General features: G+C 42.5%; 17 protein-coding genes. 12 read left to right on the forward strand and 5 right to left on the reverse strand.

Annotated elements, in window-relative coordinates; all coding sequences use genetic code 11:
- Positions 1-2: 2 nt before the first annotated feature.
- Complete coding sequence (gene tssK, locus L1D15_RS02500) at positions 3-1,328, forward strand: type VI secretion system baseplate subunit TssK (protein ID WP_239835227.1); 1,326 nt, start codon at positions 3-5, stop codon at positions 1,326-1,328.
- Entirely contained in the window at positions 1,325-2,116 is a 792-nt protein-coding gene (icmH, locus tag L1D15_RS02505) for a type IVB secretion system protein IcmH/DotU (protein WP_239835226.1), read from the forward strand. The genes tssK and icmH overlap by 4 nt, the downstream gene beginning before the upstream one ends.
- A 26-nt stretch (positions 2,117-2,142) precedes the next feature.
- Here icmH and L1D15_RS02510 read toward each other — a convergent pair whose 3' ends face one another.
- Positions 2,143-2,850, reverse strand: coding sequence for a TetR/AcrR family transcriptional regulator (locus L1D15_RS02510; RefSeq protein ID WP_239874567.1), 708 nt, complete (start codon positions 2,848-2,850; stop codon positions 2,143-2,145).
- 805 nt (positions 2,851-3,655) lie between these two features.
- Between L1D15_RS02510 and L1D15_RS02515 the strand changes: the two genes are divergently transcribed.
- From L1D15_RS02515 to L1D15_RS02540, 6 genes are all read left to right on the forward strand, one after another.
- Positions 3,656-4,396: an SDR family oxidoreductase gene (locus tag L1D15_RS02515; RefSeq protein WP_239835224.1), complete on the forward strand. Its 741-nt coding sequence runs from the start codon at positions 3,656-3,658 to the stop codon at positions 4,394-4,396.
- A gap of 11 nt (positions 4,397-4,407) precedes the next feature.
- Entirely contained in the window at positions 4,408-5,616 is a 1,209-nt protein-coding gene (locus L1D15_RS02520; protein WP_239835223.1) for an acetyl-CoA C-acetyltransferase, read from the forward strand.
- Positions 5,617-5,675: 59 nt separating this feature from the next.
- On the forward strand, positions 5,676-6,023 hold the full coding sequence (locus L1D15_RS02525) for a phasin family protein (RefSeq protein WP_239835222.1): 348 nt from the start codon (positions 5,676-5,678) through the stop codon (positions 6,021-6,023).
- Positions 6,024-6,079: 56 nt separating this feature from the next.
- The gene (phaC, locus tag L1D15_RS02530; RefSeq protein WP_239835221.1) at positions 6,080-7,864 is read left to right on the forward strand and encodes a class I poly(R)-hydroxyalkanoic acid synthase; all 1,785 of its coding nucleotides are present in this window, start codon (positions 6,080-6,082) and stop codon (positions 7,862-7,864) included.
- Between the two features lie 134 nt (positions 7,865-7,998).
- Entirely contained in the window at positions 7,999-8,691 is a 693-nt protein-coding gene (locus L1D15_RS02535; protein WP_239874568.1) for an aspartate/glutamate racemase family protein, read from the forward strand.
- Entirely contained in the window at positions 8,688-9,857 is a 1,170-nt protein-coding gene (locus tag L1D15_RS02540) for an MFS transporter (RefSeq protein WP_239863960.1), read from the forward strand. Before L1D15_RS02535 ends, L1D15_RS02540 begins: the two co-directional genes overlap by 4 nt.
- Before the next feature lie 59 nt (positions 9,858-9,916).
- Here L1D15_RS02540 and L1D15_RS02545 read toward each other — a convergent pair whose 3' ends face one another.
- Positions 9,917-11,161 carry an SGNH/GDSL hydrolase family protein gene (locus tag L1D15_RS02545; RefSeq protein ID WP_275658274.1) on the reverse strand — a complete coding sequence of 415 codons (1,245 nt, stop codon included), beginning with the start codon at positions 11,159-11,161 and terminating at the stop codon, positions 9,917-9,919.
- A gap of 201 nt (positions 11,162-11,362) precedes the next feature.
- On the opposite strand from L1D15_RS02545, the gene L1D15_RS02550 reads away from it, so the two are divergent.
- Positions 11,363-11,539: a hypothetical protein gene (locus tag L1D15_RS02550; RefSeq protein ID WP_239874569.1), complete on the forward strand. Its 177-nt coding sequence runs from the start codon at positions 11,363-11,365 to the stop codon at positions 11,537-11,539.
- Positions 11,540-11,615: 76 nt separating this feature from the next.
- Here the strand turns inward: L1D15_RS02550 and L1D15_RS02555 are convergent, their stop codons facing one another.
- From L1D15_RS02555 to L1D15_RS02565, 3 genes are all read right to left on the reverse strand, one after another.
- Positions 11,616-14,372: an immune inhibitor A domain-containing protein gene (locus L1D15_RS02555; RefSeq protein WP_239874570.1), complete on the reverse strand. Its 2,757-nt coding sequence runs from the start codon at positions 14,370-14,372 to the stop codon at positions 11,616-11,618.
- Between the two features lie 118 nt (positions 14,373-14,490).
- Positions 14,491-14,754 (reverse strand): hypothetical protein, encoded by a 264-nt coding sequence (locus L1D15_RS02560; protein ID WP_239835217.1) that lies wholly within the window; start codon positions 14,752-14,754, stop codon positions 14,491-14,493.
- Positions 14,755-15,113: 359 nt separating this feature from the next.
- Positions 15,114-16,838 carry a choice-of-anchor I family protein gene (locus L1D15_RS02565; protein WP_239875105.1) on the reverse strand — a complete coding sequence of 575 codons (1,725 nt, stop codon included), beginning with the start codon at positions 16,836-16,838 and terminating at the stop codon, positions 15,114-15,116.
- Between the two features lie 299 nt (positions 16,839-17,137).
- Between L1D15_RS02565 and L1D15_RS02570 the strand changes: the two genes are divergently transcribed.
- Genes L1D15_RS02570 through L1D15_RS02580 form a run of 3 tightly spaced genes read left to right on the forward strand, consistent with a single transcriptional unit; the run spans position 17,138 to position 18,347 of the window.
- Positions 17,138-17,452 carry a metalloregulator ArsR/SmtB family transcription factor gene (locus tag L1D15_RS02570; protein WP_239874571.1) on the forward strand — a complete coding sequence of 105 codons (315 nt, stop codon included), beginning with the start codon at positions 17,138-17,140 and terminating at the stop codon, positions 17,450-17,452.
- A complete protein-coding gene (locus tag L1D15_RS02575; RefSeq protein ID WP_239875106.1) occupies positions 17,452-17,859 on the forward strand; it encodes a YeeE/YedE family protein in 408 nt (135 codons plus the stop codon). The genes L1D15_RS02570 and L1D15_RS02575 overlap by 1 nt, the downstream gene beginning before the upstream one ends.
- Before the next feature lie 11 nt (positions 17,860-17,870).
- Positions 17,871-18,347: a YeeE/YedE family protein gene (locus L1D15_RS02580; RefSeq protein WP_239874572.1), complete on the forward strand. Its 477-nt coding sequence runs from the start codon at positions 17,871-17,873 to the stop codon at positions 18,345-18,347.
- The last annotated feature ends 251 nt before the right edge of the window (positions 18,348-18,598 follow it).

An 18,598-nucleotide genomic window follows, 5' to 3' on the forward strand; every position in this document is an offset into this window, starting at 1 on the left:
AAATGTCATTATATAATCCTGTAGTGTGGCAAGATGGCATGTTCATGAAACCACAACACTTTCAGCAATTTGATCGTGCTCAGACGAAACTAAGCACCATGCTGTTTGCCAGTAGTACACCACTACACTGGGGTGTGAATCGTATCGAAATCAATACAGAATTACTGACTCAAGGAAAGATCGCTGTTACCCGAGCGGTAGGTGTTCTTCAAGATCGGACGCCGTTTGATTTGCCCCTTTTGGCTGAGGTGCCTGACGTCAAGGAAGTTGACCCGTCAATTACCGATAAAGTGATTTATTTGTGTTGTCCGCTGCCCTCTGAACGAGAAGAATTGTTTGGTTCTGACAAAGACGGTGCTCGTTATATTGTGCGTCATCAGGATGCTGTCGACGCTGTATATGAAAGTGAAGACACAGCTAACATCGCGGTCGGACAACTTAAGTTTCGGTTAATGTACGAAGATGAGGATCGTAGTGCTTATACTGCAATACCGATCCTTAAAGTCTCTGAAGTAAAACCAGATGGCAGTGTTGTGCTGGATGATCGTTACATTCCAACTTGTATTGATATCAATGCATCAGAAGTACTCAGCAAGTTCACCAGTGAATTTGCTTCGATGTTAAAGCACCGCGCGGAATCGATTGTGGAACGCCTCGGTACCGTTGACCAGCAAGGTGTATCGACGGTCTCTGATTTTATGCTGTTACAAGCGCTCAACCGTTATGAACCTCTATTCTGGCATTTTTCAAGTGTTGAAGGTGTTCATCCTGAGTCACTGTACCGTATCTTGCTTCAGGCGGAAGGTGAGCTTTCAACATTGTGCTCTGCTTCTCGTAGACCGCCTGAATTCATAGAGTATAACCACGGTGATTTAACGAGTTGTCTATCGCGTACGTTGGAGAATGCGAAGCGCACATTAAGTGTAATGTCCGAGCAACGTGCAATACCATTAACGCTGCAAGAGCAGAACTTCGGTATTCGTACAGCGGTGATCCCTGATAAGAAAGTGGTTGAAACCGCAACCTTTATCTTGGCTGTGAAAGCAGACGTCACCCTTGATGTGCTTCATACTCAATTTGTTAGTCAGACCAAGATTGGGTCTATCGATAATATTCGTGATCTCATTAACTTACAGCTTCCTGGTATCGGTATTAAGCCAATGCCAGTTGTGCCGAGAGCGCTCCCATATCATGCAGGTTATACCTATTTTGAGCTCGACAGAGCAAGTGAAGAATGGGCCGCATTAGAAAGTGCATCGGCGATTGCAGTACATGTTTCTGGAGACTTCGCTAATCTATCGCTACAGCTATGGGCAGTTAGAGCATGAGTTACATAGATAACGATGTAACCGTTGTATTGTTCCAGCCAGAGCCGGGTAAGCCAATGGAGGTGATGCCCGCGCCTGACTTGTCGAGAAATATCGCGGTTAAAGACCCGAATATCGAGAAAATGGGTGTCAACCCGCTGGTAGATCAGTTTTCTTGGTTAATTGCTAGCTTGTCATGCATGTCTTCTATTCCTTGGCTCGAAGATCCTATGCCGTTTCGGGAGCAAATTGCTCGTGAAATACGCAAGGGAGAACGTAAGCTAAATGAGATGGAAGTCGATCGTGCATCAATATTGGTTATCCGCTATTGCTTATGTGCTGCAATTGATGAAGCAGTATGCCGTCAAGAGTGGGGATCAAACAGTAGCTGGAGTCAAAATAGTCTGCTGGCTGAGTTTCACAATGAAACTTCAGGTGGTGATAAGTTTTTTACTATTCTCGAACGTTTGAAAGCAGATCCGCGTCGTTATCGATACGTCATCGAATTGCTTTACCTTCTTATTCAGCTTGGCTTTCAAGGAAAGTATGGCCGAGAAGAAAGAGGACAGGAAAAACTTGCTGATATCGCCAATACAATTTATCGCCTCATTAAAGATGAAAGGCTAGCGGAAAACGAAAAAGTATCCTTGGTGAATCTTAAAGCCAAATACCTAAAGCAACCTTTGAAGCGAGTTATACCTCCAAGAGTGACATTAGGTGTATCAGCGATATTGTTCTCCATTATGTATGCGGCGACGTATTTTATTATCGATACTAACTTCCAGAACCTGTTAAATAATTTTCAATAGATAAAGTCTGCTTAGCGCAGACTTTTTTATCGCTCACAAGTTAGATCAAAGACTAACTCTTCAACTTTATTTGGTGTAAGCATATCTGTTTGTGGAACTTGAAAGCGACATGCCATCATTTGATTGAACATATTCCAATGCTTGAGTAAGCACTGTGAATAGTCCTCGGTTTCATCCCTCCAGGTTTCTCGCATGAATGGTTCGAGGCTAGCTGCCCCGTGTGCAAACATAATCATTTGCCATTTGATTTCCCAGATTTTTATCGGAGTGTTGGGGAATGCTTGATTATAGTCATCAGCAATGCGGTTGACTAACGCTTCCAGCTCGCCTGAATGGTCAATGAAGTAGTCAAAAAGTGTATCTTCTTGGCGTACGGCATCGGCGATAAGTTGTATTGGTTGCTTGAAGGTCAATAGATGGGCGAGAAGCTGAACAGAAAACAAGTACAGCTTTATGTTCGGACTTATACCCTTGGGCATATTATTGACGATGGTATGAATATAAGCCTCTATATAGCTATGTAATCGGTCACTGATTGCGTGCCAGATTTTTTCTTTGCTACCAAAGTGATGACGAATCAAACTGTGTGAAACTCCAGCTTTTTCACTGATATTACGTAGTGAGACACGTTCATAACCAAGCTCGCAAAATAGTTCAGTCGCAACCTTCATGATATCGCACTTCGTCTGCTCGGCATCTTGGGCGCTACGGCGGCCTTGTTTTTTTTCTAGCATTTTCTTTTTCAATTACTTACGACGCGGTATTTCTATCAGAAATCTAACCGCTTTTCATCTCTTAAAGCACGAAAATATTCATACCATAAACCTATAATGCATGCGGTAAATAAGCGCAGGGTGCAGACGTGTAGCCAACTAGCCGTGACAAACACATTACTAAACTCTGGTCATCACTGGGTTAGAAGCGAACTCAAATAGCGGTTGGGGGCATGGTATGTTTTAGGTTCTACAACGGTGGTGAGTTATAGAATAAGTATAAAATATTTAGAAATGATTATATTTTAAAACATATTTAGAGATTTTTAATATATTCCAAAATTAATAGGATGCATTTTATTTAATTATTAGAATTGTAAATTCCATAAAGTGCATAATGAAAACTAAACGTCATAGGAAATTGATTATTTTGTCATGATAATATCAACCTATCTGCAACAAAAATACTTGCTTTTTAAAAGGTGATAAAGACTGATGAAATAGGTGTAAGCAATGAAAATTCAAGTTAAAACAATGTTTTATACACTTCTGATAAAAATAAGTTTTAATTTAATTCATTTCAAATCAATGGCTTATGGTAAGTTAACACTTATATAACATTTCATTCCTTATGAGATCTCGTTCAACATTATGCAACTAAACTCAAAAAGTATTTGAACTGTAACATTAAGAGTTTAGTTTTATTTATCAGAACAAGGACAGAAAGTGCCTTACTGAAATATTACTAATAACGTTGGTTGGTGCTTGGCTTGAGCACCAGTTAGTGGCGAATAAATTTAATTGCTGTTAAGAATGGAGTCTCTTAATGAAAAAAGTCGCTTTGATCACGGGATCAAAAGGCGGAATTGGTTCTGCAATTTCTTCTCAACTAGTGAACGATGGCTATCGTGTAATCGCTACCTATTTTACTGGTAACTATCAGTGCGCTCTGGATTGGTTTAACGACAAAGAATTCAACGAAGATCAAGTCCGCTTGTTTGAGTTGGATGTCACAAACACTGAACAATGTGCTGAACGTTTGGCTTTGCTATTAGAGGAAGAAGGCACCATCGATGTTGTTGTGAATAATGCAGGTATTACTCGTGATGGTGTGTTCAAGAAAATGACCGCATCAGCTTGGAAAGATGTCATCGAAACAAATCTCAATAGCTTGTTTAATGTTACGCAACCCTTGTTTGCTGCGATGTGTGAAAAAGGCAATGGGCGAGTCATTAATATCTCTTCAGTCAATGGTCTCAAAGGCCAGTTTGGTCAGACAAACTACTCTGCAGCGAAAGCCGGTATGATCGGTTTTTCTAAAGCGCTTGCAGCGGAAGGGGCAAGAAGTGGTGTCACTGTTAACGTGGTTGCTCCAGGCTACACGGGCACGCCAATGGTGGAGCAAATGAAGCCAGAAGTGCTGGAGTCGATTAAAGCTCAGATCCCGATGAAGCGTCTTGCTACACCAGAAGAGATCGCTAAGTCTGTATCATTTCTTGTCAGCGATGCTGGTGCATATATTACGGGTGAGACATTGTCCGTAAACGGCGGCTTATACATGCATTAAGGGTGAGTGTGATGGAAAAAGTTTATATTGTTGCCGCAAAACGCACACCAATCGGTGCATTTGGTGGAACATTAAAAGACATTGCAGCAGGAAACCTAGGTTCAATTGCTATTAAGGCTGCATTGGAACAAGGGAAGGTAAGCCCTGAACAAGTTGATGAAGTGATTGTCGGCAACGTGGTTGGTGCAGGGCAAGGCATGGGAATTGGTCGTCAGGCCGCCATCTATGCTGGAATCCCTGAGACTGTGCCTGCCTATACACTGAATATGGTATGTGGCAGTGGCATGAAAACCGTCATGGACGCGGTCAGCCACATTCGCTCCGGTGATGCATCTGTCGTCGTCGCCGCTGGTGTAGAGGTGATGTCTCAAATTCCTTTCATTGTGCCTAGCAACATTCGCGACGGCCACAAGATGGGCAACATGAATCTAACGGATCTGCTCATCAACGATGGCTTAACTGATGTATTTAACCAATACCACATGGGTAAAACGGCTGAAAATGTTGCGCGAGAAGTGGGCATTAGCCGTGAACAGCAAGATGAATATGCTCTGGCTAGCCAAATGAAAGCAGTGGCTGCGATTGAAGCTGGCAAATTCGTTGATGAAATTGTTGCTGTGGATGTGAAAAAACGCAAAGAAACCATTGTGTTCGATACCGACGAGTACCCTAAAGCAAGTGCTACGCTAAGTGGTTTAGCAAAATTGCGCCCAGCATTCGATAAAGAAGGGACGGTAACGGCTGGGAATGCTTCTGGTATCAATGACGGTGCGAGTGCCATTATCGTTGCGAGCGAGAGTGCGGTTCAACAACATGGCTTAGAACCCATTGCTGAAATAGTTAGCTACGCGCAGTCCGGTTTAGACCCGCAGATCATGGGATTGGGGCCTGTTGAAGCTGTGACGCAAGCTTTGAGTAAAGCGGATATTACCACAGACGATATACATGTTTATGAGTTGAACGAAGCGTTTGCCGCTCAAGCGCTTGGTGTTATCCATAAACTCGCACAAGAGCACGATGTATCTGTTTCTTCGATTTTAGATAAAGCCAACGTAAATGGTGGTGCGATTGCTCTTGGCCACCCTCTGGGTGCATCAGGTAACCGTATTTTGGTTTCTCTTGTACACGAGCTTAACCGAAGCAATGGGACTTATGGTGTCGCTTCGCTATGTGTTGGTGGCGGTATGGGAACGGCCGTCGTTATTAAATCAATCGCTTAAATTCAATTCGAGCCTGAATTTTAGCTAAATTAAAATGGAATTAACCCAGGAGTAAGACTATGTACACTGATTTTTTCAAATCTTTCACAGACCAAACTGAAAAAAGCCTAGAGCCCTACGTAAAATTCAACAAACTTGTGACTAAGAACGTAGAAGTGTTAACAGAGCTTCAGCTAAATGCTATCCGTACTTACAGCGAAATGGGCCTAACCCAAATGAAAGCGGCAAGTGAGATTAAAGATGTCACTTCTCTGACTGCATTTAACAGCCAGCAGCTTTCTGTACTTACAAAGCTCTCTCAGCAAATGATGGATGACAGCAACAAGCTACAATCTATCGCTAAAGAGTTCAAAGATGATGTTGATCAGCTTACTACGGAAAACCTTAAGACAGTGACTCCCGCATAGCACTGACTTGTTTGCCGCCGAGAGGCGGCATTTTTTCCGATCATAGGAGTAGCAATATGTATCAACACTTCTTTTCGGACTACCTTGTGAAGCTTCAGGAAACCAATCAACAATGGTGGGAAGATCTAGAACTAAGCAGGGCAGCCGTTAATTCCCCTCTAAACAAAGCCATGCAAGAAGTCAATTTCGAAGACACAACGAAACTCTTCGAAAGTGCAGCTAACCAACCAGCTACTATGTTGAAAATCCAAGCTGATTGGTGGCAACAGCAACTGCAAATCTGGCAAAATGTCGTTTTGGCACAAAACAACACATCTGTTGTTGAAGCGGAAAAAGGAGATAAACGCTTCTCCAATGAAGAATGGCAAAACGATGTGTTTTATAACTTCATCAAACAGTCATACTTACTTTTCAGTAAAACTTACCTACAAACTATCGATAGCATTGAAGGCTTAGATGAAAAAGCGAAAGAGCGCATTAGCTTCTTTTCTCGGCAAGCAATCAATGCGATGTCTCCTAGTAACTTTATCGCGACTAACCCGGAGCTATTGAAACTGACTCTGGAGCAAAATGGTGAAAACCTTCTTGCAGGCTTAGAACAACTGAAAGAAGACGCAGAGTCGAGTGCTGATATCTTAAAGATTCGCATGACGAACAATAACGCGTTTCGTTTAGGTGATGATGTTGCTAATACGGCAGGTGAAGTCGTTTATCGTAATGAACTGTTTGAGTTAATTCAGTATCGTCCGATGACGGAAAAAGTGTATGCAACACCACTTTTAATCGTGCCGCCATTTATCAACAAATATTACATCCTTGATTTACGCCAGAAAAATTCAATGGTTCGTTGGCTGCTTGAACAGGGACACTCGGTATTTATGATGTCGTGGCGTAACCCTGGTAAGGCACAAAGCCATGTTGAGTTTGGCGACTACGTGACGGATGGTGTGGTCAAGGCAGTATCTGCGATTGAAGATATTACCGGACAAGAGCAGATTAACGCGGCGGGTTACTGCATTGGTGGCACTGTATTGGCAAGTACTATTGCTTACTATGCTGCGAAGCGAATGAAAAAACGTATTAAGAGTGCTACCTTCTTCACCACATTGCTCGACTTCTCGCAACCTGGAGAGGTAGGTGCATACATCAACGATACGATTGTCAGTGCCATTGAAGCGCAGAATAACGCTAAGGGCTATATGGATGGCCGCTCTTTGAGCGTGACTTTCAGCCTGCTTCGTGAAAATAGCCTCTACTGGAATTACTATGTAGACAACTATCTTAAAGGCCAAAGCCCAGTAGATTTTGATCTGTTGTACTGGAACAGTGATAGCACCAATGTCAGTTCAACCTGTCACAACTTTATGCTTCGTGAACTGTATTTGAACAATAAATTGGTACAGGACAAGGGTGTCAAGATTGGTGGTGTATGGATCGATCTCAATAAGATTAAGATTCCAAGCTACTTTGTATCCACTAAAGAAGATCATATTGCCTTGTGGCAGGGTACGTATCGCGGTGCTTTGAACGTTGGTGGTAATAAAACGTTCGTTTTAGGTGAGTCTGGCCACATTGCGGGTATCGTCAATCATCCATCTAAGAATAAATACGGTTTTTGGACCAATGACAGCTTAGATGAAAGCGCGGATGAATGGTTAAGTAATGCGCAGCACACTGAAGGATCGTGGTGGACGCATTGGCATCAATGGCTATTAGGCTTTAGCCCAGAAGAGCAAGTGGAGCCGTTTAATACAGGCAACGAGCAGTTCCCTGTACTTGGCCCTGCTCCTGGTGACTATGTCAAGCAAGTGCTCCCCGTCAAAGAAGAAGTTACCAGCTAAATTTGGTGATAGAAATTGAAAAGCCCTGAGTGATTCTACTCAGGGCTTTTTTATGTCAGTGAGCTTGGAAATCATCTTGTAATTTTGTTACGCATTTGATTAATTGGTGTAGTAATCATGTGAAGGGAAGTGCGATGAAAACAATTGGTATTATTGGTGGTATGAGCTGGGAGTCAACAGTCAGCTACTACAAGCAGATTAACCAAGCAACCAAAGCTGAGAAAGGGGGCTTGCATTCTGCAAAGTTGATTCTAAATAGCGTCGATTTTGCGGAGATTGAAGTTTTGCAACATAAAGGCGAATGGGAGAAAACAGCGGTTATTCTGAGTAATGCTGCCCAGTCCCTAGAAAAAGCAGGTGTGGACTTTGTGCTTATTGCAACCAATACAATGCATAAAGTAGCCAGTCAGGTAGAAGAGGCGATCTCTATTCCATTACTACATATTGCTGATACAACAGGTCAAGTATTGGTTGAACAAGGAATCAATAAAGTTGGCTTACTTGGTACTGCATTTACCATGGAACAATCATTTTACAAACAACGTTTGACGGATAAATTTGGGATTGAGGTTATTGTTCCGAATGGTGTTCAGCGCCGACTTATACATGACGTCATCTATGATGAACTGTGTCTTGGTACCCTGAGCGTAAGATCAAAACAGGACTTTAAAACGGTCATAGAAGATTTAGGTGAGCAAGGTGCACAGGGGGTGATTCTCGGATGTACTGAGATAGGCTTACTCATTAGCGAGGACGACACGGAAGTTCCTTTATTCGATACTGCAGAGATACACGCAAATGCAGCGGTTAAAGAGGCATTAAAGTGAACAGAAACGTTTGGATTCTCTCACTGTGTCAAGCATTGTTGATGACAGGAAACATTCTCCTGATATCTGTGATCGGACTAGTAGGTAAGGAAATAGCACCGATTGAAAGTATGATTACTTTGCCTGTAGCTCTGCAATTTCTTGGCTTGATGAGTGCCACTATTCCAGCCTCTTTGATCATGGGGAGGTTCGGTAGGCGAAAAGGCTTTAGCTTAGGGAATCTAGTGGGCATTACGGGGGCGTCTGTTTCGACATACGCTCTGTATAGTGAGCAGTTTTATTTGTTTTGTTTCGGCACTTTTCTATTAGGTATTGGTATCGGCTTTGGGACTTTATACCGCTTTGCAGCCATAGAAGTTTGTAAGGAAAATGCACGGCATCAAGCAATCTCAATATCTATGGCTGGTGGTGTACTGGCTGCTATCCTTGGGCCAAACCTTGCTGTTTACTCACAGCAGATGACAGGTGATTCACTTTATGTTGGGGCGTTTATGTCTCTCATTGTACTTAACATCATCGCATTATGCCTGTTACAAACTATTGAATTTCCAAGTCATCAGCTAAGTAAAACAAAAGATAGCCCAGATTCGATCAGGCAAATCATTAAAGCACCTAACTTCATGTTAGCTGTATTTGCGGCCATGGTGGCTTATGCGGTAATGAATATTTTGATGACGGCAACGCCTTTAGCAATGATTGGTTGTGGCTTCGATTTCGAGAAAGCCGCAGGGGTTATTGAATGGCACGTTTTGGGTATGTTTGTTCCAGCATTTTTCACCGGCAAACTGATTGAGAAATATGGCGCAAGGCAGATGATCCTTACTGGCGCTATCTTATTTGTACTGTGTGTAGCAATCAATATCCACGGACAATCTATCTGGCACTTTTCATTGGCTCTTGTTTTACTCGGCGTTGGATGGAACTTTATGTTTATTGCTGCTACGAGTTTGTTCAGTCAGTCTTATGAGACACATAACAAATCTAAGGCTCAGGCATTTAACGAGTTTTTTGTCTTTAGCTGTGTGACAATGACTGCATTATTGTCTGGTTGGTTAGAGGCGACAGTGGGGTGGGAGAGCTTAAATATCTATGTACTTCCATTTGTACTTGCCGTAATTACTTTGTTCGGCATTAATGTCTTCAGAGTGAGGCGTGTAGCGGCTTAGTGATGCATTAAAGGATCAAAAGAGGCAAATGACTTTGCCTCTTTTGATAGGGACTGACTCTAGAAGTTGAATTGATCTAACTTCGTCGCGATGATTTGATCGGCAATATATTTATGCGTTGCTGTTGTCGGGTGAGTGACACCCCAGAACACGTACTTATCAGAGCTATGATAGGCACAGTCATTGGTTAACTCATGGCTGTATAAGTAGTCAATAGAAGAACTGCGATTGAGGTTCAAACACGCATCCGTTGAGTTCTCAAAACCATGCTGCTTAGGGTTGGATGTGATTTTATCGAAGATATCGTGGGCGTCATACAGAACCACGTTTAGCCCTTTATCTTGGTATAACCTTGCTTGCTCTTCAATAAAGTCATTGAACTCAAGAATCTTGGCTTGAACGGTATCAATTTCTTCTTGGTTTGAATACTTGAATTGTGGAGCTTTAGTTGCGTCGGGTAAGGTGAAAAGCAAAATGTTACTTGCTCCAGATTCCGTTAACCGAATCAATGCGCTGCTCAAATCTGCTTTAACATCGGCCACTTCTCGGCCATAGTTCATAAAGTCATTTAGGCCAAACTCAAGAGTCATTAAACTGTTCTCGGGGTTGTAGTTTTTCGCCATCTTCATATAGGTTAGGTAAGACGTAACTTGATCATAAATCCCTGTCAAGGCTACATATTGGTTGGTGCCCGCAGCGCCACCCACTGCCCAGTTGTACAGCGGGACCCCTTTTGCCTGGGCTAAGTATTCAGTCCATACAAAGCCATTCGAGAAATGGCCAAGAAACCAAGAGTTGCGGTTAGGAAATACCCATTGGGAACCATTGTATAGGTTACCTGTATCCGACAAACTGTCTCCAAAAGCAATGATACGATTGATTCTGTTGTTGAGAGCGTTGTCGTTTGTCCAAATACTATGGTTGTATGAGAAACGATTATCCGAGGCATAGTAAAGAAGATCGGCACTGTCATGATGAACATCAAGTGTCTCTTTACAGCGGTTTTCTATCTCTGTTTGAGAGGCGTTGGTATAGAACATGTTCTTGAATGAAACCGATGACCACCAATACCCATCGATGGTGTAGTAGTCACCGTTATCATCACGTGCCCACTCCCAGTCAGTGGAAGGGTCGTCATGATTTTGTGCAGGGCGGTACCAGCACCGGACATAAGTGTATGTTTGTGTGTCCTGTACTTCAGAAGCATAACTTGCGGTTACAGCTTCTGGTGTCATTGGTAAGTTATCTGCAAAAACGGTAGGTGTTGCCAAAATGCAGCTAGCTAAAATCAACGTTTTATTCATAATTATGCACTTATTATTTTGATTGTAGAGTATTTACTCATTGTTTTTTGCATATATAACATAGAACAGTCAAAGTATTCATTTGATAAATGAATTGAGATTGAATCAAGATCAAATTTTTATCCATAAATGAGTGTTTAATGATTAGGAGTAATTAATAAGCAATGCGTTTGATTTTTAAACAATTAGAAGTCGAATTTTATGGCTATTTTTGAAGTGGCGATTTATAGAAATAAACTGAGTGTATCATTTGACATTATTAATGTTTTGGTTAAAAAAACATTAGCCGAACATGGGATAAAAATAGACTTGGCTGTAATGCGTAGAATAAAAGGTGATTACTATAATGATAAAAATAAAACAAACTGTAATGGATAAAAAAAGAGCGCAACTTAAGTTGCGCTCAAATCTCACTCAAATAAGAGGAGTAGGAAGTTAAGGAACGGGGAAATCCTTATAGATCGACAGTTATGATTTTAGTGACTTTATCACCGTTGTTGTCCATGACGGTCAAGCGGACTTCTTGCTTACCGTAGCTCGGGAAGATAGAAGTAAATATGCGTCCACGTTTCACTTTTCCGTTTGGTAGAACCCATTCAGTATCAACGATGCGGCCATCTGGATCTAAACTTGTTGACCACATAGTGACCCAGCGACCAAGGTGTATGTAGCGTGCACTGGCGGTTGGGAGTAGGTTGTCAGCTTCTACTGTAATGGTTTCTGTCGTTGTGTGCTGGTCACCACGATCATCCGTCACTGTCAAAGATACTGTATAACTGCCGTCATTGAGGTAAGTCCATGTAGGAGTACTCTCATTGCTCGACTCACCGTTACCAAAATCCCAGTCGTAAGCGACAATAGAGCCATCGCTGTCTGAACTCGTGTTGGTTGCAGTAACCTTCAAACCATCAATAGACAGCGTAAATGCAGCGACCGGCGGCTGATTAGGTGCTTCTGCTTTCGATACTTTGATTACACCGTAAGTGTTGTCTGCAGCTTGGTTGATCACTTCAATTTGAACACCGTGCTCAGTCAGAAGTCGGCCAGCATCTGGTGCTTGAGGGTTTGAGTAGTCTTGGTTATCAGCGAAATAGGCATTACCAATCAGGCTCACATCTTCAAGTACATCACCGTCGCTGTTTTCCAAACGCATTGGTTTCTGGTCATTTAAAGAGAAAGCTGCATCACGAACTTGGTATCGTGTTTGCGCTGCTGTTCCTGAATTCGCCCAAATCATGGCGTTTTGATCGGCATCGACAACACCTAGCCAACCTTCACCGGGGTGTTTACCTACCCAGTTATCTGTCATGGATTCATCTACATACCAAACGATCAGCCCTGGCTCGAATGACATCAGCTTGCCAAAGCGTTTGATGTTGTTCAAACCTTCATCGACATCGTTGTGGCTACGCCATTGCAGTAAGTAGTAATGAGCAGCTTCATTGAAGCCATCATTTAACCGATAACCATCGAATGTAAAGCTAGATTGACCTTCCGCATCATCGATCAGAGTTGTGTTACCGTCAGCCACAATGGAAATATTATCGAGGTGAAGACCTTCCATAGCTAAGCCGCCATCGGTCACATAATCGAAACTCAGTTCAATGGTTTGACCTGCCCACTGAGATAGATCGAACTCGGCATCAACCCAACCGTCAGATTCGCCAGCGATGGCTGGAACAAGACCTGTGTTGTATGGGTCATCCATGGTTGTTATGTTACCTTCGATCTGCTGACCGTTGATAAGCACTCGAGCGTAGTCATAGTCTTTTTCGATCTGATACCAAGCTTTAAACGTCAGCTTGACGCTGTTGCCTTCTGGTAGAGTCAGTTGACGAGACATCTTGTTCTTTAGGTCATCGCCTTTACCTGAATGGAAGCTATAATTGCCCGCGAACGGTTTATGACCTTCAGTTCGTTTGACTGGTAAGTCAATGCGAACCATGTTTTGCTTGTCATTGTCGATCGTCTGATACAGCGTAATCTCTTCACCTTTGCTCGATAGAGCATCTGCAGAGATGGTTTGGTTAGCAATCCATTTACCGCCAATGGATTCTTGTAAAAATTGTTTTGCCCACGAGCTGAATGCGGTTGGTTGTGTGCCCCCAATTTTTCCTGCCCAGCTACCTGAGGACATGATAGACCAGTAAGAGACGGGTTCACCTTTACCTGTGTACTGAGTGTCGTACTCATCTGGAAGGCCGAGATCGTGCCCATATTCGTGAGCACAGACACCTGCTGCGGCATCAATAGGTTGGATAGTGTAATCAAATGCGGCATATTTACCGTCGAAGCGCCCAGGGACGGTGCTAGACGTACCTTCAAGCACATGATACTTACCTAAATTATAGCGGTGAGACCAAATTGCGTCATCACCTAAGACACCACCACCGGCTTCCTCACCCACCGAAGAGTGGAATACCATCAGGTGGTCAATGACGCCATCAGGCTCACGGAAGTTGCCGTCACCATCGTAATCATAACGATCTTCAATATCGTAGTCGGCCAGATTAATACTTGGATCTTGTGCTAACTGGTTTAAGGCTTCACGTACTAACTCTTGAGCATTGAGATCATTGTCCGTTGTAGGAGAGTTACCCCCGTAGAAAGACGCGTTCTTCGATGCTCGGTACCAGCCAGCCGCTTGACCAGCTACGCTATAGCTTTCACCTGACTCACTTTCGTAATATTGACGCATGGAGATGAGGTTTTCTCCATTCGGGCCAAGATAGCCTGCACCTGAGAAGAGTAGGTTCTGGTAGTGCTCGGGTTTGTAACTATCGTAGAGCATCTCGGTATGCTCGGAAGTCAGTCGGTTTTCATCCCAAGGTAAGTCAGGGAAGTCGACGAGTAGGGCAAGGACTTTGTCTGTACGCTTTTGTGATAAATCAAAAGCAAACACATGTGCTTTATGGTGACCTTTCTTTGCTTCGATAAACTTTAGGATCTTAGCTCGCTGCTCCAGCGCTTTCTTGCCGAATTGAGCGTCTCCTTTGAAGCCTCCATTAAGCTTTGTGTTTAAGTAGTTATCAAGGGCGTTTTTTTGCTCTTCTACCGAAGAATTTTCATCAAGAACCCCTTTTCTAACGAGCATCTCGATAATTTTTTCTTCGTTCATCACACCTAAATCTATAGGTGTTTTGGCGTGACCACTGACACTAAAAAGGGTCAGCACCGCTGTTGCCAGCAGTGTTTTCCTCATAGGACTCATATTATTTCCTTATTATATTTTGATTGCCAAATACCACTTATTAAGCGGTTATAACGTTGCGTGAACAACAAAATCCCAATCAATGGGAAGATTCCTTTTAAGTGACTTTCAGCCTGAGCTATTTCTTAATTGCTGAAATACACTTTTGTTCAGTCGGGTTGTTTTTTATATTGGTGTTATTATCTTTCTTATCGTTTTTGTTTTTTTTGTCGAATCTATTAGCAAGATAAATCTGGAGAGATTCTTGTTTTTCTTCATAGGTTTGATTATCGCAAATAACACCGCGTTCAATTAAAGAAGCAATGAGTTTCTCATCATCAGGTAGTGGATTTGCTATAACGGCAGAAGAAAGAAGTGTTAACAGACAACTGACAAATTTCATTTTTAATTTATAAAATACTAATGTTTCGAAACAAAATATAACTAAGCGTTATTAAATGCAACGGCTATTTTTTGTCCATCAAGATCTTGATTCATGTATCAACAAAATAAGTAAACACATATGACCGTCCTTAATTTACTTTTTTGTTATCTAATTATTTAACATTACAGAATAAATAACTTTATAAATTTGTTATTAGTGGCTTGGGAGTATTGAAAATAGAAAGGTGGGGAAAAAGAGGGTAAATATTTATTTTATCGTACGCTAAGTTCAACAAAAAAGCGCCATAAGGCGCTTTTTACAATATAGAGAATGATCATTACAGAGGGAAACTGAGCCCAGTAATGTGATCTAGGCAGTTAAAGTTCTATGCGGTAAATCGATGTAGTTCCGCTGACTTCGTTACCCACTGCGAGGAGGTGCTGACCATGTCGAGCAAAATAACGAATCGATTCGGGACCTAAATCACCTGCTTCGGGGTTATATGTATCATTACTACACTCGCCATCCGAAACTTGAGTACAAACTGGCTCGGAGAAGTCGCGATTGTTTATGTAGTTGATGAACATCGGTGAAGTTGGTGTGCTCACATCGTAAACCATAATGCCACCTTGTCTTTCCAACCCGATAAACGCATACTGCCGACCATTAATTGATGCAACTTCAATGGCCTCTGGCTCAACTCCTTTATCATCACTGCGGTCATCAGCTGTTTCATTGCTGTCGTTGCTGCTGTTCAGGTGTTGTGGATCAAGTGTATTGACGATATCAGCAAACTCATCGCCACTGTCAAATACGAGTTCACCGTTTGCATTCCACAGTGAAAAAGAGCGGCTACCAAAACTATAAACCACATCATCTTGTGCTAAATCGCCATTCGGCTTTACAACTTTCAGACGGGCAAGTTGGTTTTTGTCACTGAGTTGGCTTTTTAGTGGATGTGATGCGTTGACGTTAAGGTCTTTACCACGCAGCTCATCGCTGTATACGATACAGAAGCCTTTTTCAGTTCTGTATTGGCTCGAGTCCGTGAAGTCATCTTCGTCCCATTCAAAACCTTTGCTATCGCAGACCGCTTGAGTGGTTTTAAAACCATACTCTCGACCATCCCCTTCGTTGGCTGTTGCAATGTAGGTTTCTCCCTCTACTTGAAAACTAGCGATAGAATCTGGCATGTAAAGCCCTTCAAGTTGAGGGTAAGAGTTAAAGTTGCCCAGCTTTTTATCTTTGTTAGAAGCATCTAGAGCTTTTGTTTCCCAGCTTTTCCCACCTAAGCCGTAGATAGAGTCAACGGAAGCCTTGTGAATATCAATTTTAGCCAGCGCATTGTTTTCCTGAAGCGCAACGTACAAATAGCCGTCATCTGCGAAAGTCAGGTATTCTGGCTCTAAATCTTGTGCAACGGTCGCCCCTGGAGCTGATATTCTGATGGTTTCCATTAGCTCATCATGTCGTGATTCGCCTTGGTTGAACGCTTTGAATGAGATCTGTTTGACTTCGGCTTGCTCAATACCTGATGCGAGGTCGACTAATGTGATACTGCCTTCAGGGTCGATGCTGTAGTCAGAATTTGGCTCGCCTTCGTTAGCTGTTGCTATGTAACGACCATCTTTAGAAAAAGACACCATATCTGGCAGTGCACCGGTTTGATAGGTCTTAATCAGTTCTAATGTGTCTGCATGGTACAACGCAATCAAGCCATTTTCTTGCTTCACTTGGTTTTCAATGGCGACTGCGACTAAGCCATTGTGAACAGAAACACTATTGGCGGCGCCAATCTTGATGTTGGCCATTTCACCCGCGGTGGATAAGTTAATATGCGCGGCTTTAGTAGGACGATTTTGTGCATCTAAAGTCATGACATCGACTCGCTTGGCTTGGGCATTCACCACAAACAATTGATCGCTACATTCGTCATAAGCAACGATTTCTGCTGCCGAAGTGTCAAACTCACTATCGGCGACATAGGTCCCGAGTAATGTTAACCCGGTGATAGAAGACTCTGAGCTCTCAGGCTTGGCGGTAACTTGGCACTCTGCGGTCAATTTAGTTGTTTCTAGAGAAGTGCAACCCGCTAGAGCAATAGCAGTACAAGCAGCCAAAGTAGTCAATTTATGAACAGTAAACAAAATGGTTCCTCCATGATTTAACGTGCTGATACTACGGAGGAATTGTGAAAGAAATATTTAAGTTCTATAACAGTTGATTGAATTGTTGATAGTGTAATGTAGCACTGGTGGGCTTTTTGTCTTATGGGCTAACGTGATGGCCTAAATTGTTAGGCAAAGTGGTTGGTGTAACAATGATGACTAAATTAGTATTGACTAATATTTGTGGGTGAGTGATAATTTTTATTAATTTAGTAAATACTAATTTATAAGCTATGGGTTCACACACGATTGATATTCCAGAAATGAGGGAAAGGGCGACTGAGGCTTCAGATATGCTGAAGGTTATGGCTCACCCTGTTCGTTTGATGATTTTGTGCCAACTGACGCAGGGCGAAATGGGGGCAGGAGAGCTACAGAAGAACGCTTTACTTAGCCAATCTGCGTTTTCTCAGCATCTTACGGTATTGCGTAATCACAAGATGATTCAGGCCCGCAAAGTCTCGCAGCAAGTTTTTTATTCTTTAGCGGACCCTAGAATTGAAACGTTAATTGAATCTTTTCACGATGTGTTTTGTAGGAGGTCATGATGAGTGGAACCTTTCCATGGCATTCTTTAATAGGTGGTACTCTTCTTGGCCTGTCAGCTGCGATTTTATTGTTATTTAACGCTAAGACCGCAGGAATAAGTGGGATTGTAAATGGCGTTTTTACGCCTAATCGGCATGACTTTTTGTGGCGTATCTTGTTTTTGTCAGGAATGGTAAGTGGAGGTGCACTCAGTGTGAGTTTTTCAGAGATACAAGTACCTAGCCCCGACTCTATATCAACGCCTCATTTGGTCGTAGCAGGTTTGCTTGTTGGCTTAGGTACGCGTATTGGTAATGGATGTACCAGTGGTCATGGTATCTGTGGTATCGGCCGATTTTCTCTACGCTCCGTTGTGGCCACGCTGATCTTCATGTTCACTGCGGCTGTGACGGTTTATGTTCGCTAAGGTGGGATAACATGTCACAGCTTAAGTTTCAAATGCCAGCACAAATATCAGAACAATTCGTTGCACTCGCCAGTGGGATAATGTTTGGTATTGGCATGGCGTTGTCTGGGATGACTAATCCAGAAAGTGTTATTGGTTTTTTAAATGTCATGGGGGATTGGAATCCCAGCTTAGCGTTTGTAATGGGAGGTGCGCTAGCCGTATTTACCCCTATTTACCATTTTGTAATCAAGACTCGGAGACATGCGTTGCTGGGGGAGCCGTTCTGTTTAGTAAGGAACCAGAAGGTTGATAGAAGATTAGTCTCGGGCTCAATACTATTTGGTACTGGCTGGGGACTCGCAGGCATCTGCCCTGGACCTGCTATCACAAGCCTATCATTTGGTAACCTCGATATGTTCATCTTCATTATCGCAATGATGACGGGTTCACTGATGGCAAAACACATCCGAGTACCTATTAATAACATGGCCATTCAACGCGAATGAAGTCGAAAAGGGCTATGCAAGTACCGTAAAATCCTCACTGGTTGGTAGTGGCGGAATGAATTGATTTGAAGATTGAATGATCAGCCATTCCAGATTCTATGCAGTGATAGAAAGATAAGTTTCTGCAAAAGACAATATTGAAACAGTTATCAACAGAAGCGCCAGAATCGATATAAGTTTAGTGTTTGTCATACTCTATATAATTTGTGTTTATTGACAGCCTTTATTCTATAAGCACTCAAGAAAAAGCA

It is taken from the genome of Vibrio sp. Isolate25 (assembly GCF_022398025.1).
Taxonomy (GTDB): Bacteria; Pseudomonadota; Gammaproteobacteria; order Enterobacterales; family Vibrionaceae; genus Vibrio; species Vibrio coralliilyticus_A.

Coding starts and splice junctions, on each gene's coding strand:
- L1D15_RS02570 (WP_239874571.1), top strand. CDS start 17,138: ATGGGTTCACACACGATTGATATTCCAGAAATGAGGGAAAGGGCGACT.
- L1D15_RS02510 (WP_239874567.1), bottom strand. CDS start 2,850: ATGCTAGAAAAAAAACAAGGCCGCCGTAGCGCCCAAGATGCCGAGCAG.
- L1D15_RS02580 (WP_239874572.1), top strand. CDS start 17,871: ATGTCACAGCTTAAGTTTCAAATGCCAGCACAAATATCAGAACAATTC.
- phaC (WP_239835221.1), top strand. CDS start 6,080: ATGTATCAACACTTCTTTTCGGACTACCTTGTGAAGCTTCAGGAAACC.
- L1D15_RS02515 (WP_239835224.1), top strand. CDS start 3,656: ATGAAAAAAGTCGCTTTGATCACGGGATCAAAAGGCGGAATTGGTTCT.
- L1D15_RS02520 (WP_239835223.1), top strand. CDS start 4,408: ATGGAAAAAGTTTATATTGTTGCCGCAAAACGCACACCAATCGGTGCA.
- L1D15_RS02535 (WP_239874568.1), top strand. CDS start 7,999: ATGAAAACAATTGGTATTATTGGTGGTATGAGCTGGGAGTCAACAGTC.
- L1D15_RS02555 (WP_239874570.1), bottom strand. CDS start 14,372: ATGAGTCCTATGAGGAAAACACTGCTGGCAACAGCGGTGCTGACCCTT.
- tssK (WP_239835227.1), top strand. CDS start 3: ATGTCATTATATAATCCTGTAGTGTGGCAAGATGGCATGTTCATGAAA.
- L1D15_RS02545 (WP_275658274.1), bottom strand. CDS start 11,161: ATGAATAAAACGTTGATTTTAGCTAGCTGCATTTTGGCAACACCTACC.
- L1D15_RS02560 (WP_239835217.1), bottom strand. CDS start 14,754: ATGAAATTTGTCAGTTGTCTGTTAACACTTCTTTCTTCTGCCGTTATA.
- L1D15_RS02525 (WP_239835222.1), top strand. CDS start 5,676: ATGTACACTGATTTTTTCAAATCTTTCACAGACCAAACTGAAAAAAGC.
- L1D15_RS02575 (WP_239875106.1), top strand. CDS start 17,452: ATGAGTGGAACCTTTCCATGGCATTCTTTAATAGGTGGTACTCTTCTT.
- icmH (WP_239835226.1), top strand. CDS start 1,325: ATGAGTTACATAGATAACGATGTAACCGTTGTATTGTTCCAGCCAGAG.
- L1D15_RS02550 (WP_239874569.1), top strand. CDS start 11,363: ATGGCTATTTTTGAAGTGGCGATTTATAGAAATAAACTGAGTGTATCA.